Origin of the sequence: Sphingomonas sp. NFR04, assembly GCF_900114095.1 — a bacterium.
Taxonomy (GTDB): domain Bacteria; phylum Pseudomonadota; class Alphaproteobacteria; order Sphingomonadales; family Sphingomonadaceae; genus Sphingomonas.
In genome coordinates this window covers 266,654-280,659 of record NZ_FORV01000005.1, presented here as the reverse complement: position 1 = coordinate 280,659, position 14,006 = coordinate 266,654, and the positions used below count along the sequence as shown (strand labels likewise).

Sequence of the window (14,006 nt, the reverse complement as noted above, 5' to 3'; positions counted from 1 at the left end):
TATCGAATGATGCGGAAACATATCCTTCTCCCCACCCTCGCGGCGCTGGCGCTGGCGGCATGCCACCAGGGCGGCAAGGCGACCGGCAACGTCGCGGCGGACAATGCAGCCGAGGCGAACGCCGTGGTCGAGAACGGCGCGGTCGGCAACAATGTCGCGGCCGAGGTGATCGCGATGAACGACGCGCAGCGCAACGTCGTGTTCATCCGCGCGATCATGGATGCCGGGCTGAAGTGCGACCATGTCGAAAGCTCGCAGCGCTTGGACGACCAGGACGGCAGCCCGATGTGGCGTGCCAATTGCAGCGGCGGCGTCGCCCATATGGTCACCATCACGCCTGACGGCACCGCCAAGATCGTCAGTCGCACCGATCGGTGACGACGCAGCGTTCTTGCGCCGAGTGACAAAAAAGGGGAGGCCGCGGGGCCTCCCCTTTTCCTTTCGGGCAGCGCCCGGCCTCAGAGGCCGACGACACCGCCGTCATTCTTGGTGATCACCGCCACCGCCGAGCGCGGGCGCACGGTCGCGGCGACGGTGCCGCCGGCCTGGCTGTCCGGCCAGTGGCTCGACGGCGCTGCGGGCGTGCCTTCCTCGCCCGGGTGCTGGATGCCGACGAACAGCGTACGGCCATCCGGCGTCGAATCCACGCCGGTGATCTCGCACTCGATCGGGCCGACGAGGAAGCGGCGCAGATTGGCGCCCGGCGCCGCGCCGATGCGGGTCGCCTGGGTGGCGGTCGCGCCGCCCGAGCCGGTGTTGGTGATCGTCCGCGCGCCGCCGTCGCCCACCGTGCCCGGCTGGGCGGCGAGCATCATGCAGTTGGTCACGTCGGTATAGGCGCTGTCGTCGGTCTGCAGCCACATCAGCGGCTTGCCCTGGCCGCCGGCATGGCTCGAGCGTGCGAACGCCATGCCGTCGGGGCTGGAGAAGTCGTTGCTCTCGTCGAGCGACGAGAGGTTGATGTTGGTCTTGTCGAGGTCCGCGCCCGCACCGAAGGCGTAGATGTCCCAGGTGAAGCTGGTCGCCTCGGTATTGGCCTCCTTCATGCGGATGACATGGCCGTTCGGATTGCCGTAATTGGCGGTCTGCGCGGACCCCTTGGGATCGTTATAGTGGCGCGGATTGGCCGCGTCGGTGCCGTTCAGCGGACGGCCGGCGGCAGTGTTGTTGGTCAGCGTGACATAGATCTCGCCGGTGACCGGGTTGACCGCGGTCCATTCCGGACGATCCATCGGCGTCGCGCCCACCGCATCGGCGGCGAGGCGGGCGTTGACCAGCACGTCAGCCTGGTCGGCAAAGGCATAGGCGGCGTTGCTGCCGTCGATGCCGTTCTGGCCGAACACCAGCGGCAGCCAGGTGCCGGTGCCGTCGGCGGCGAACTTGGCGACGTAGAGCGTGCCGGCGTCCATGTACTTGTCGCCCATCGCCAGGCGATCGGTGGCAGTGGCATCGGCCGCGACCCATGCTGTCGCCGAGACGAACTTGTAGATATATTCGCGGCGGGAGTCGTCGCCCATGTACCAGGCCGGCTTCTTGCCGACGACGAAGGCGCCGGGCCAGCAGCCTTCATGGCCGAGACGGCCGAGCGCGGTGCGCTTGCGCGGCGTCGAGGTCGGCGAATACGGATCGATCTCGACGACCCAGCCGAACTGGTTCGGCTCGTTGCGGAAGTCGTCGGTCGCGGTGCCGGTGCCGGCGCGGGCATCCCAGCGGCGGAACAGCGTGTTCGCCGGGTCGCTGGCGACGACGGTCGACCACTCGTTGTTGCCCGTGGTGCTGGTCACGCCGTAGCGGCTGAGCGCGGTCAGTTCCTTGGTGCTGCGGTTCGCATTGTCACCGCTGCGCAGGAAATAGCCCGCCCAATTCTCTTCGCAGGTGATCGCGGTGCCCCAGGGCGTGGTGCCGTTGGCGCAGTTGTTGATCGTGCCGCGACCCGCCACGCCGGTCGGCGAATAGACGGTCTTGAGCAGGTCCGAGCCCTTGGCCGGGCCGTTGAACACCATCGGCGTGCCGGGCGTGATGCGGCGGTTGTAGCGCGAATCCTGCTTCACGCTCCACGCGCGGTTGGCGCCTTCGCCGGCTTCGGTGACCGACACGCCGTGGCAGTCGATTTCCTTCTGCGCTTCGGCTTCGGGGCGGGCGCCGCCGACGCTGGTCGGGCCGGCGACGTGCAGATACTGTCGGTTGATGTTCTCGTGGTTCTGCACGAGCAGACCGCGGGTCGAGCTGGTCGCGTCGCGCGCCGTGCCGTCCGCGCTCAGGCCGTACCAGTAGAGCGCGTCGCCATGATCGCCGATGCGCTGGGCGAAATTGGTGTCGGTGCCGTCATTCTTGTAGGCCGGCACGCCCGCCGCGATCGGATCGCCGGTGCGATTGATCACGCCGACGGTGTAGCCGGCGGGCACGGTGACGACGTCGAGCTTGTTCTTGGCGACGGCGGTAAAGCCCAGCGTCGCCGGGCTGACCGTCACGGTGGTCGTGGCGCTGCTGATCTTGCCGGCGGTGTCGGTCGCGGCGAACTGGAAGGTCAGTACCGTGTCGGTCGAGACGATCGGCGCGATGAAGGTGGGATTGCGGGTGGCGGGATCCTTGAGGGTGACGGCCGGGCCGCCGGTCTGCGTCCAGGCGATCGATGCGACACCCTTGTCGTCGGTGGCGGTCGCGACGAGCGTGACGGTACGGCCCGAATTGGTGGTGGTGGCAGCGCCTGCGTTCACCGCCGGCGGCGTATCACCGTCTCCGGTCGATACCTTGTTGTCGCACGCCGCCAGCAGCGTGCCGCCCATCGTCGCGGCGACGATCGCGCTCGAGCCGCGCAGCAGGGTGCGGCGCGAATAGCGCTGGTCGGCGAGTTCGTTGAGCGTTACGGCGTCGCTGCGATTGGTGTCCACATCGCCATCGCTATAGCCGAACGGCGACTCGATCAGATCGGTCATTGGGGTCCCCTCTGTTGGCCGGGCATGCAGATCCCGGTTGATGCCCGCCCATGGGGACCGCGTGTGAAACGGTGATGCAGTTTGCGTGACGGATCGGCGGCGCAACCGCGGCGATCATGTGACACTTGCCAAGGTGGCATCCGGAGCTAAGCGCAGCCGGATGACCATGGACGCCGGACATAGCGATCCCTCGCCGCCGCCGAGCCTTGCCGCGCGGCTGGGCGGCTGGGCGCGCGCGCGGCGCCGGCTGCCGCGCAGGGCGGGTCACGACGCGCCGGAAGCTGCCGGTCGCCGCTGGGTGACCCCGGTACTGGCGGGGCTGATCGTGGCAGGCCCGCTCGCCACGCTGGCGGGCGCCACGCTGCTGGCCAATGCCGCGGAGCGCGAGACGACCCGGCTGGACGCGACGCTGGCGCCGCGCCGTATCACCGAGCAGCGACGCGCGGCGGTCCACGGGATGCTTTCTGCCGCGATGCTGCGGCCGGGGCCGACGGCGCTGCTCGACCGCGTGGCGGCGGCCCTGCCTGCCGATGCGGCATTGGTCCGTGCCGAGCGCAGCGCCGACGGTGCGCTGGTGCTCGAAGTTTCGGTCAGCGATCCCGACGCGCTGCGCAGCGCGCTGCGCCGGGTGCCCGCCCTGGCCGGGCTGCGCGACGTTCGGCAGCACGAAGGCGAGGGGCGGACGCTGGTGCTGCTGCGACAGGTGGCGCCATGAGCCGGCGGCCGATCCTCTATGGCGTGCTGATCGGGCTGCTGCTCGCCGCGCTGCTCGCGCCATGGACCGGGTCTACGCTCGGGCGTCTCGCCAAGGCAAGGGCGGCCCGGGCGTCGGCCGTTGCTGCAATGGCGGCGCCGGCATCGGGTGCGCCGGTTCTCAAGCCCGACTTTGCCTTCGCGGCTGCAGACGCGCCGGCGGCGATCCGCGCGCGCATTGACCGACTGGCCCATGGCGGCGGCGTGCTGGTCGAAGCGCTCGCGCCGACGGCCGCGCCAGCGCCGCTGGTGATGGTGCAGCTTCGCGTCTCGGGCCCGGAAAAGGCGGTGCTCGCGCTCGCCGATGCGATCGAGCGCGAGCGGCCGCTGTTGCGCTTCCGGAGCTGGCGTGTCGAAACCGCGGAAGGCGGCGGCGTGCGCCTCAGCGGCGTGCTGATCGGAGCAGTGCGATGATCCCGCGCGCGCAGATCCTTGCCTTGAGCGCAGCGGCGCTGGCGGCAGTCGCGCTGCCGATCGCGCTGCTGCAGCCGAGCGCGACGCCGACGATCCGAACGCCCCACGCATTGCCGCCGCTGAGCGCGCCCGCCGAACCGCCGCTCACCCATGTCTTCGACCGGCCGCTGTTCACCGCGCCCGCCGCCGAGAGCGCCGCGCTCCCCGCCGACGCCCCGCAACTGACCGGGATCGTCGGGCGGCTGGGCAGCGATGCGGTGGCGCTGGTCCGCACCGCGCAGGGGACCAGCCGCAGCCTGGCGATCGGCGACAGCGTCGATGGCTGGCGGCTGGAATCGCTGTCGATCGACGCGGCACTGTTCAGCCGGGGCGGGCAGCGGGCGCGGGTGCCGCTGCCCGCCGCCGATCCCGAGCCGGCCGCTCAGTAGATCCCGTCGATCTCCACCTTCAGCCGCGCGGGCGGGGGCGCGAGCAGCAGGCTGTTGCGCTTGGCGTTATCCAGTTCGTCGGCACGGAGGCGCGCATAGCGGTCCTTGGTCGCCGCGCTCGCATCGGCACCGTCGCGCAGGATCGTCGGCTTGAGGAAGATGAACAATGTGCGCTTCTGGCGCTGTTCCTTCCGGCTCTTGAACAGCTCGCCGATCAGCGGGATGTTGCCCAGGATCGGGACCTGCTGGCGGGTGTCCTGGTAATCGTCGGCGGTGAGGCCGCCCAGCACGATCGTCGAGCCGTTGTCGGCGAGCACGGTGGTGTTGATCGCGCGCTTGTTGGTGATGATGTCGGACGCCTGCGACACGGTGGTGCTGGCGATCGCGGAGGCTTCCTGGTTCACCTGAAGGCGGATCGTGTCGCCCGCGTTGATCCGCGGCAGCACGCGGAGCGTAATGCCCACATCCTTGCGCTCGATCGTGTTGTACGGCGTCGCCGAGCTGGAGTTGGTGAGGATCGAGCCGGTGACGAACGGCACGTTCTGGCCCGCGATGAATTCGCCCGCCACATTGTCCAGCACGGTGATCTGCGGCGTCGACAGCAGGTTGGCGCGGGTGGAGGTGCCCAGCGCCTGGAGCAGCACGGAGAAATCGTCGCCGATCTTGAAATTGGCGGTCAGGCCGCTGGCGCCCGTGCCGAGCAGCGATCCGGCGGGCACGCCCAGTGCGGTGAGGATCGCGCCGAGCGATGCGCCGCCTGCGTTGAACGAGGTGCCGGCGCCGGTGACCTTGTCGAGCACCGCGCCGCTGGTGCCGAGCTGCACCGCCAGTGCCTCGGCATCGTCGCCGGTGATCTCGGCGATGGCGGCTTCGATCAGCACCTGCGGGCGGCGCACGTCGAGATCGCGGATCAGCGGCTCGATCGAGGCGATCGCGCTGGGTGCACCGCGGATGACGATCGCGTTGAGCTCGGGCGCGGGCTGCACCGTCAGATCGGGGGTGGAGAAGCCCTTGGGCGTCTTCGGCGTGGTCGACTGCATCGTCGGCGTGGTGGTGCCGGTCGCTGCCTGCACGCCGGTGCCGCTCGTACCGTTCGTGCCGTTCGTCGCACCGGTGGCGCCGGCGAGACCGGCGATGCCGGCCGCGCCGCTGGACAGGCTGCTCTGCGAGGCAAGGCGGGAGAAGGGGTTGCTGGTGCTGTTGGAGAGGCTGTTGGCCACCGGATTGTCGGTGCTGTCGCCCAGGCCGAGCACGCCGCGCAGCACGTCGGTCACCGTTTCGGCATCGGCATAGTTGAGCCGGAACATGCGGGTGATCGGGGTCGAGCCGCCCGGCAGGTCGAGCGAGGCGACGATGCGGCGGCCCTCGGTCACCGAGGCGGGGGTGCCGCGCAGGATCACGGTGTTGCTGCGCTCGTCCGCGGCGACGCGGGTGCCGCCGCCCTGGTCGCCGCCCAGCACGTTCTGCACCGCCTGCGCGACCGCGGGCGCGCTGCCGTTCTTCAGCGCGATCGCCGCGAAGGTTGCCCCGCCGCCGCCGTCGAGCTGGCGGATGATCGATTCGATCCGGCGGACATTGTCGGCATAGTCGGTGATGACGACGGCGTTGGGTGCGGTCAGCGGCTCGACGCTGCCGAAGCTCGCCACCAGCGGCCGGGCGATGCGCGCGGCATCGGCCGCGGGCACGTTGGAGAGCCGGACCATCCGCGTCATCAGCTCCTGCCCGGCGATGCCGCGGGCGGGCAGCCCGCCGTCGCGCACCGCATTGGCGGCGGGCACCACGCGCCAGGCGCGGCCCGAGCGCACGGCCGCATAGCCATTGGCGCGCAGCACCGACTGGAACAGGTCCCACACCCCGTTCGGGGTCAGCGGGCTCGACGAGGTGACGGTCACCACCCCCTTCACCGCGGGATCGAGGATCAGCGTGCGGCCGGTGATGCGCGAGATCTGGTCGGCGACGTCGGCGATCTCCACCCCACGCATGTTGATCACCACATCGGCGGCGTCCTGCGGCGCAGCGGCGGTCTGGGCGGCGACCAGCACCGGATCCAGGAGCATCGGCGCAAGCGCGAGGCAGGCGAGGGCGGGGCGAATCTTCACGCGGTTTTCTCTCATCTAGCGCAGCGGGACGGTCAGCGTGATCCGCCGCCCGTCGCGCAATATCTGGATCGTGGCCGAGCCGGCGGCCTGCGCGGCGGCGAAGGCGGCATTGGCCGCCTGGGTATCGGTCATCTGGGTGCCGTTGACCGAGGTGATCACGTCGCCCGGCTGCATCCCCGGCGGCCCGTTGGCGCCGATGCGGAAGCCGTCGGCGGTCTGGGTGGCGCCGAGCTTCTGCAGCGCGGCGGCGCTGTTGCCCGGGAGTTCGGGCGGCGGCGGCAGACCCGGGCCGGCCCCCGGCGGGGGCGCCTCGCCTGCGGGGGCGGCGGCGGCTGCGGCCTGCCGCTGCTCGGGCGAGAGGCTGGGATCGGGGAAAGCGAGGAACTCGCGGCGGCCGCCATTGTCGAACAGCACCCGGTCACGCTGGATCGCCGCGATCGTCGCGCCCTCGATTTGCTGGCCGACGCGGAAGCCGGTGGCCGGCGCGCCGCTCACGGCGATGAAGGCGGTCGAGAGATCGGCCGGGATTGCCGCGACGATGCCCTTCAGCTCCAGCGGCAGCTGGGTCGGCTGCGGTGCATCGACCACCATGGTCTTGCCGAACGGCGCGAGCGCGATCGCCGGTGCCATGTCCGGCGCGACGGCGGGGCCGCTGCGGCCCGAGGGCACGGTGATCGCCCCGGTGCCGGCATGGCCCGCGATTCGCCAGGTAAGCCCGGCGAGCGCCACGGCGACCGAGACAACCATCGCGCCGGTCAGCAGGTCGAGCGCGGTGCGGGTCTGGCGCGGGGTGAAGGCGAAGCGGGTCATCCCCTGCGTCCGTCCACGAAGCCGTCGAGCGATGCAAGCGGCGTCTTCTCGGCGAGCGGAAACACGTTGATGCGGACGCGGACGATTTCCGGATCCTGGGTGCTGCGCTTGTCGACCGCGATGCGCCAGCGTTCGCCGAGCATCTCCACCTGGCTATCGCTCGCGATCCCGGCCTCCAGCTCGGCGAGCCGATTCTCGGCCACCCACATCGCGGCGGCGCGGCGCTCGACGCCGCGGGTCGAATCGATATGGGTCTGCACCGTGCGCATCAGCCCCACCGTGGCGATGGCGAGCACCGCCAGCGCCACCAGCGCCTCGATCAGCGAGAAGCCGCGGTCGTCGCTCATCGGGGTTTCGTCGGCGCAGGCGTCTGGGCGGGAAGGGCGGTGGCGGTCAGCCCGTCATAGCGGACCAGCCAGCGCTGGCTGCCATTGTCGATCGATGCGGTCATCGGCTTGCCCGATCCGTCGACGCCGAGCACCACGGGCGGGCGGGTGTCGAGCGTCAGGGTGATGCCGCCGGGCAGGGTGTGCGGGGCGAGCGCGCCCTCGGTACGCGCGGCCATCCGGCCGTTCGTGCCGATCGTCGCGAAGCCATAGCCGTGCTTCTCCGCGGTGAAGGCGACCAGCCGATCGCCAAGCATCGCGTCGTCGGCCGCCGCCTGCAGCCGCGAGGCGAGTCGGCGGGCTTCCGATTCGACGCTTGGCTTGCGGGTGGCCGCGCCGATCCCCAGCGTCACCGCCCCGGCGGCGACGCCGATGATCGCGAGGACGATCAGCATCTCGATCAGCGTCATGCCGGTTTGGGAGGCGTGACGCGCAGCGCTGTCGCCCCCCCCATGCAGCATCAGCCCTTGCCTTCGATATCGGCGTCGACGCCTTCGCCACCCGGCTTACCGTCCTTGCCGAACGAGCGGATCGTGAAGCCGCCGCCTTCGGACTTGTACTCGTACGGCTTGCCCCAGGCGTCGAGCGGCGGGGCGGAGAGATAGCCGCCTTGCGCCCAGTTCGCCGGCACCGGCGGAATGGTGGGCTTTTCCACCAGTGCCTTCAGGCCTTGGTCGGTCGTCGGGTAGTCGCCATTGTCGAGGCGGTACATCTTCAGCGCGCCTTCGATGCTGGAGATGCTGCCCTTGGTGGTGGTCACCCGCGCCTCGTCGGGGCGGTTGATCACGTTTGCGGTGATGAGGCCCGCGACCACGGCGATGATCACGAGAACGATGAGCATCTCGATCAGCGTCAGCCCAGCTTCATGCTCGCCGATCCGGCGGAGCTTGCGCGGGGCGCGCTGCGATGCGATGTCACAAAATGGTTTCAAACTTATGCGCATCCCTGCCTCATGCGTCCCACCCATGAAGCTTCTGTGACACACGGCGCCCGAACGCCGGACCTGCCGCCGCCGCACGCCGGGGGTGTGTGGACGCTGGCGGGCGACCGCCTGATCATAGTCTCCGCAGAGGGACCCGCAACCATCCTCGTGCCGACCGAGCGGGTACGGCTGCTCGCCATCGACCTGCCGTTGCCGAATCGCGCCCGCCGGCTGGCGGCGCTGCCCTTTGCGATCGAGGACCAGGTCGCCGAGCCGATCGAGTCGCTCCATCTGGCGCTCGGCGCTCGACCGAATCCGACAGATGCGCCAAACCGCTATCTGGTCGGCGTCGTGCGCGCGGAGACGATGGCCGAATGGGTCGCGCTTGCGGAGGCGAACGGACTGGGTGCCGCGCCGATGGTGCCCGACGTGCTGCTGCTGCCGCGCCCGGCCGAGGGCTGGGCGGTGGAGGTGCGCAACGGCCGCGCGCTGGTGCTCGCCGCCGACGGCACCGGCTTCGCGCTGCCCGCGGCCTTGCTCGGTTCGGCGTGGGAAGCGGCCGGGCGGCCGCGCATCCACCATCTCGGCGAGCCGCTCGGAAGCGATCTTCAGGCATATGCCACGACACCCGATCTGCGCGACGAAGAGGCGCGGGCAGAAGTCGCAGTGGCCGAACTGGATCTCCGGCAGGGCGCCTTCGCGGCGCGGCGGGAAGGGGTGTCGAGTGGCTGGCGACGGCTCGGCTGGATCCTCGGAATCGGTGCGGCGGCCCATGTCGCAATCGCGGGCGGTGACGCGCTAATGCTCCGCAGTATCGCAGATCGACGGGCTGCGGAGACTCGTACGCTGGTCTCGGTGGCGGCGCCCGGCACCGACTTGACCGGCGATCTGAAAGCCAAGGTCACGGACCTGCTGCCGACCGGATCGGCGCGCGCACCCGATCGCTTCGTGCCGCTGCTGGCGCGGCTGTCCTCCGCGCTCAATCCGCTCGCGGGCAGCATCGCCGTGCGCGTGGTACGCTATGAGGGCAGCGTGCTGACGATGGAGTGCGACCCCGGTGCGCCCGATCTTGCGGCGCGGATCGCCGAGGCGTTGCGTGCCGCGCGGATCCAAGGGCAGGCGACGGCCTCGCCAGACGGCTCGATCCGTATTACGGCGAGCGCGGCATGAGCGATTTCCTTCGTACCCAGCTGCCGACGCTCGACGCCGGCCTCTCCCGCACCGGCAACTGGTGGCAAGGCCGCAGCCCGCGCGAGCGGGCGATGCTCGCCGGCCTCGCCGTCTTCCTCGTGGTGATCGTGCTGATCTACGGCGTGGTGAAGCCGATCCAGGGCGCGCGGGCCTCGGCGCTGGCCGATATCCGCACCTATGAGACGCTCAACGCCCGCATCCGCGCGGCAGGCTCGCTGAGTTCGGTAAAACCGCAGCGGCGCACCGGCGCGCCGGAGGTGATCGCCATCCAGTCCGCCGGCGCGTTCGGTGTGGCGCTGACCACCGCGCCGGTCGCCGGCGGCGTGCGCGCGAGCGTGGCGGATGCGAGCTATGACTCGCTGGTCCACTGGCTGGCGGACGTGACAACAACCAGTGACTTGCGCGTCCGCAGCGTCACCTTGCAGCGACTTGGTGTGCCGGGCCATGTCTCCGCCACCGTGGAGCTCGCCCAATGATCCTCGACGTGCCGACCCTGCCCTATAGCTTTGCCCGCCGCCACGGCGTGCTGCTCCGCGAGACGCCGGAGGGGATCGAATGCGTCCACCGCGCCGATGCGCCGCTCGACGGGCTGCTGGAGGTCCAGCGGCTGGCGCCCGGCGCGCGCTTCGTGAAGCTGGAAGGCGCGGCCTTCGATACCGCGCTGGGCCAGGCCTATGGCGGGGCAGGGGGCGCCGCCGCCGATATCGACCTAGGCGATATGGACCTCGCGGCACTGGCTGACAGCGCGGCGAGCGTCGACGACCTGCTCGATACCCGCGACGATGCGCCGGTGATTCGCCTTATCAACGCGCTCCTCATGGAGGCGGTGAAGGAAGGCGCGTCGGACGTGCATGTCGAGACGCAGGAAAAGCGCCTGGTAGTCCGCTTCCGCGTCGACGGCGTACTGCGTGACATGATCGAGCCGCCGCGCGCGCTGGCGCCGCTGCTGGTCAGCCGCATCAAGGTGATGGCCAAGCTCGACATCGCCGAGCGGCGCGTGCCGCAGGACGGTCGCGTGACGCTGCGCATCGGCGGGCATGACGTCGATGCGCGTGTCTCGACCATCCCGACCCAGCATGGCGAGCGCGTGGTGCTGCGTCTGCTGGAGAAGGGCTCGCTCAAGCTCGACCTGTCCGGCCTCGGCATGAGCGACCGCGACCAGGCGGTGTTCGGGCGGCTGCTCGAACGGCCGCACGGCATCCTGCTCGTCACCGGGCCGACCGGTTCGGGCAAGACGACGACGCTCTACACCGCGCTTACCCGGCTCAACGATCGCAAGCGCAACGTGATGACGGTCGAGGACCCGATCGAATATGAGCTGCCCGGCGTCGCGCAGACCCAGGTCAACCCGCGCACCGACATGACCTTCGCCCGCGGGCTGCGCGCGATTCTGCGCCAGGACCCGGACGTGATCATGGTCGGCGAGATCCGCGACCAGGAAACCGCGCAGGTAGCGGTGCGCTCGGCGATGACCGGGCATTTCGTGCTGTCGACGCTCCACACCAACAGCGCGGTGGGATCGGTGACCCGGCTGATCGACATGGGAGTGGAGCGCTATCTGCTCGCGCCGATGGTCGTCGGGCTGTGCGCGCAGCGGCTCGTGCGGCGGCTGTGCCCGACCTGCCGACGCGAAGACGCGGCGAGCGAGGCGGATTCGCTGCTGCTCGGCGGTGCGCTGCTGGTGGGGGCGCCGGTGTGGCGCGCGGTCGGCTGCGACCAGTGCCATGACGAAGGCTATCGCGGGCGGGCGGGGCTGTACGAGGTCGTCGCGATCGACGACGCATTCCAGAAGCTGATCCACGACGGCGCGAGCGAGGCGGAGATCGAGCGCCACGCGCGGGCGGACAATCCGAGCCTGCTCGACGATGGCGTGGCGAAGCTCCAGGCCGGGGTGACTACGGTCGAGGAAGTCGCCCGCGTCGTGAGGGACGAGGCGTGAGGCCACGCTGCAATCCTCCCCTGGAAGGGGAGGTGGCGCGCGTCAGCGCGACGGAGGGGTGTCACCGCTGGGGGCTTAGTATCTCGATTTCGGCCGGGACACCCCTCCACCACGCCTTCGGCGCGGTCCCCCTCCCCTTGCAGGGGAGGATCTGAATGCCCGCCTTCGCCTATCGCGCGGCGGATCGCACCGGCGCCGCCAAGCGCGGCGTGATCGAAGCCTCCAGCCCCGCCGCAGCCCGCGCGCTGCTGCGCGAGCAGGCGCTGCTGCCGCTCTCGGTCGAGCCCGCCGCCGAGCGCGGCCGCTCGATCGGGTCGATCACCCTCCCACGCTTCGGCCGCAGCGGGGTGAGCGCCCGCGCGCTCGCCACCGTCACCCGGCAGATCTCGACGCTGGTCGGCTCCGACATCGCGATCGAGGAAGCGCTGCGGCTCGTCGCCAGCCAGTCCGAGCAGCCGGCGGTAAGCTCGCTGCTGCTCGACGTGCGCGGCGCGATTCTCGACGGGCGCAGCTTCGCCGCCGCGCTCGCGCAACATCCCAAGGCGTTCCCGGAATTCTACCGCGCCTCGGTGGCGGCGGGCGAGGCCTCGGGCCGGCTGACCGACGTGCTCAACCACCTCGCCGAGTTCGTCGAGAACCGCCAGGCCAACGGCCAGAAGCTGCAGCTCGCGCTGCTCTATCCGGCGCTGCTCGCGCTGGTATCGTTCGGCATGATGGTGCTGCTGATGGTCTATGTCGTGCCGGACATCGTGAAGGTGTTCGTGTCGCGCGGGGCCGATCTGCCGCTGCTCACCCGCGCGCTGATCGCGATCAGTGCGTTTCTGCAGGGCTTCGGGCTGTACCTGCTGATCGCGATCGGCCTCGGCATCGTCGGGTTCGGGCGGTGGATGCGGGTGCCGGCCAACCGCTTGCGCGTCCACCGCTTCTTCGCCGAGCGCCGCCCGTTCCGCCGCTTCAGCCGGCAGATGAACGCCGCGCGCTTCGCCGGCAGCCTCGCCACGCTGGTGGGCAGCGCGGTGCCGCTGGTCGAGGCGCTGCACGCCGCCGCCGCCGTGACGCCCAACCATTTCGTCCGCGAAAAGGCGATGGGCGTCGCGATGCGGGTGCGCGAGGGGATCAGCCTGCGCGCGGCGATGCAGGAGGCGGAGATCTTCCCGTCGATGCTCGTCGCGATCGTCGCCTCGGGCGAGAGCTCGGGCAAGCTCGCGCCAGCGCTCGGCCGCGCCTCGGGAGAGCTGGAGCGCGAGCTGGACGCGCTGGTCTCGACGCTGGTCGCGCTGGTGGAGCCGCTGGTGCTGCTGGTGATGGGCGGGCTGGTGCTGCTGATGGTGCTCGCGATCCTGCTGCCGATCATCAACCTCAACAACCTGGTGGGGGTGTGATCAAAGTCCCTAAAAGCCCTCTCCCGCAAGTGGGAGAGGGCTTTTAGGTCACATCTTGCCCTGGATCCTTGCCCCGCCGGGCAGGCCGACGAACGGCAGCGCCGCGGCGCCGTCCTTGCTCATGCCGAGGTCGAGCGTGCCGTCCTCGCCGAGCACCGCGTCCAGCAATACCTGCCGGCGCTGTGTCGCCGGGGTCAGCCGGATCGTCGTGCGCGGGCCGACATGCTCGGCCGTCAGCAGCAGCGCCGGTACCGCGGTCGAACCGCCGCCCGCCTTGGGGCGGCAGCTGCCGGGATCGGTGGTCACCTTGCCGTCGAGCATCTGGCTTCCCCCACGTACCGCGATTCGCGCCATCTCCACCTGCATCACCAGCTGGCAGGTGAAGGGCAGGTCGGGCTGGATCGCCTCGAGCAGGCTGGCATCGGCCGCGCCGCTCAAATGGTCCAGCACCGTGCGCCCGCCCAGATGCACCAGTGCGCGGCCGCCCAGATCGGTATCCGGCCCGGTCGCCTTCCAGTCGGCCGCCAGCCCCAGGCTGGTCAGCGAGCGGAGCGGCGCCAGCTGCCATTCGAGCTTGCTGCCCCCGGCCACGCCGACCTCGCCGTTCCAGATCGTCCCCGCCACGCCACTGCGCCACGGCACGTTTCGGACGAGCAGGCTCGCCGGTGCGGTGGCCAGCATCGCCAGCGCATAGGCCCCTATGCCCAGCCCGGCGAAGAGGATAAGACGCCGCCGTGCCTCATTCG

General features: G+C 70.5%; 15 protein-coding genes. 8 read left to right on the top strand and 7 right to left on the bottom strand.

Annotated features, from left to right (window positions below):
- Positions 1-6: 6 nt before the first annotated feature.
- Positions 7-378 (top strand): hypothetical protein, encoded by a 372-nt coding sequence (locus tag BM009_RS16090; protein WP_254772315.1) that lies wholly within the window; start codon positions 7-9, stop codon positions 376-378.
- 80 nt (positions 379-458) lie between these two features.
- On the opposite strand, the gene BM009_RS16085 is transcribed toward BM009_RS16090, so the two are convergent.
- On the bottom strand, positions 459-2,936 hold the full coding sequence (locus tag BM009_RS16085; protein WP_175488073.1) for a PhoX family protein: 2,478 nt from the start codon (positions 2,934-2,936) through the stop codon (positions 459-461).
- Between the two features lie 160 nt (positions 2,937-3,096).
- Here BM009_RS16085 and BM009_RS16080 point away from each other — a divergent pair, with 160 nt between their 5' ends.
- From BM009_RS16080 to BM009_RS16070, 3 genes are read left to right on the top strand one after another with little or no spacing between them, the layout of a single operon-like run.
- Entirely contained in the window at positions 3,097-3,651 is a 555-nt protein-coding gene (locus BM009_RS16080; RefSeq protein ID WP_093297732.1) for a hypothetical protein, read from the top strand.
- The gene (locus BM009_RS16075) at positions 3,648-4,103 is read left to right on the top strand and encodes a hypothetical protein (protein WP_093297731.1); all 456 of its coding nucleotides are present in this window, start codon (positions 3,648-3,650) and stop codon (positions 4,101-4,103) included. Before BM009_RS16080 ends, BM009_RS16075 begins: the two co-directional genes overlap by 4 nt.
- Positions 4,100-4,531 (top strand): hypothetical protein, encoded by a 432-nt coding sequence (locus BM009_RS16070; protein WP_093297730.1) that lies wholly within the window; start codon positions 4,100-4,102, stop codon positions 4,529-4,531. Before BM009_RS16075 ends, BM009_RS16070 begins: the two co-directional genes overlap by 4 nt.
- Here BM009_RS16070 and gspD read toward each other — a convergent pair.
- From gspD to gspG, 5 genes are read right to left on the bottom strand one after another with little or no spacing between them, the layout of a single operon-like run.
- Complete coding sequence (gene gspD, locus BM009_RS16065; RefSeq protein WP_254772314.1) at positions 4,525-6,630, bottom strand: type II secretion system secretin GspD; 2,106 nt, start codon at positions 6,628-6,630, stop codon at positions 4,525-4,527. The two genes, BM009_RS16070 and gspD, sit on opposite strands and share 7 nt — an antisense overlap.
- A gap of 15 nt (positions 6,631-6,645) precedes the next feature.
- Positions 6,646-7,440 (bottom strand): type II secretion system protein N, encoded by a 795-nt coding sequence (locus BM009_RS16060; protein WP_093297729.1) that lies wholly within the window; start codon positions 7,438-7,440, stop codon positions 6,646-6,648.
- A complete protein-coding gene (gene gspI, locus BM009_RS16055) occupies positions 7,437-7,787 on the bottom strand; it encodes a type II secretion system minor pseudopilin GspI (RefSeq protein ID WP_093297728.1) in 351 nt (116 codons plus the stop codon). Before gspI ends, BM009_RS16060 begins: the two co-directional genes overlap by 4 nt.
- Complete coding sequence (locus BM009_RS16050; protein WP_254772313.1) at positions 7,784-8,287, bottom strand: GspH/FimT family pseudopilin; 504 nt, start codon at positions 8,285-8,287, stop codon at positions 7,784-7,786. The genes gspI and BM009_RS16050 overlap by 4 nt, the downstream gene beginning before the upstream one ends.
- Positions 8,287-8,769 carry a type II secretion system major pseudopilin GspG gene (gspG, locus tag BM009_RS16045; RefSeq protein ID WP_093297724.1) on the bottom strand — a complete coding sequence of 161 codons (483 nt, stop codon included), beginning with the start codon at positions 8,767-8,769 and terminating at the stop codon, positions 8,287-8,289. The genes BM009_RS16050 and gspG overlap by 1 nt, the downstream gene beginning before the upstream one ends.
- Before the next feature lie 33 nt (positions 8,770-8,802).
- Between gspG and gspL the strand changes: the two genes are divergently transcribed.
- From gspL to BM009_RS16025, 4 genes are all read left to right on the top strand, one after another.
- Complete coding sequence (gene gspL / locus BM009_RS16040; RefSeq protein ID WP_093297723.1) at positions 8,803-9,918, top strand: type II secretion system protein GspL; 1,116 nt, start codon at positions 8,803-8,805, stop codon at positions 9,916-9,918.
- Positions 9,915-10,415 (top strand): type II secretion system protein GspM, encoded by a 501-nt coding sequence (gene gspM / locus BM009_RS16035; RefSeq protein ID WP_093297722.1) that lies wholly within the window; start codon positions 9,915-9,917, stop codon positions 10,413-10,415. The genes gspL and gspM overlap by 4 nt, the downstream gene beginning before the upstream one ends.
- The gene (gene gspE / locus BM009_RS16030) at positions 10,412-11,878 is read left to right on the top strand and encodes a type II secretion system ATPase GspE (protein WP_093297720.1); all 1,467 of its coding nucleotides are present in this window, start codon (positions 10,412-10,414) and stop codon (positions 11,876-11,878) included. The genes gspM and gspE overlap by 4 nt, the downstream gene beginning before the upstream one ends.
- A gap of 155 nt (positions 11,879-12,033) precedes the next feature.
- On the top strand, positions 12,034-13,260 hold the full coding sequence (locus BM009_RS16025; RefSeq protein ID WP_093297719.1) for a type II secretion system F family protein: 1,227 nt from the start codon (positions 12,034-12,036) through the stop codon (positions 13,258-13,260).
- Positions 13,261-13,308: 48 nt separating this feature from the next.
- On the opposite strand, the gene BM009_RS16020 is transcribed toward BM009_RS16025, so the two are convergent.
- A complete protein-coding gene (locus BM009_RS16020; RefSeq protein ID WP_093297718.1) occupies positions 13,309-13,941 on the bottom strand; it encodes a hypothetical protein in 633 nt (210 codons plus the stop codon).
- Positions 13,942-14,006 lie beyond the last annotated feature (65 nt).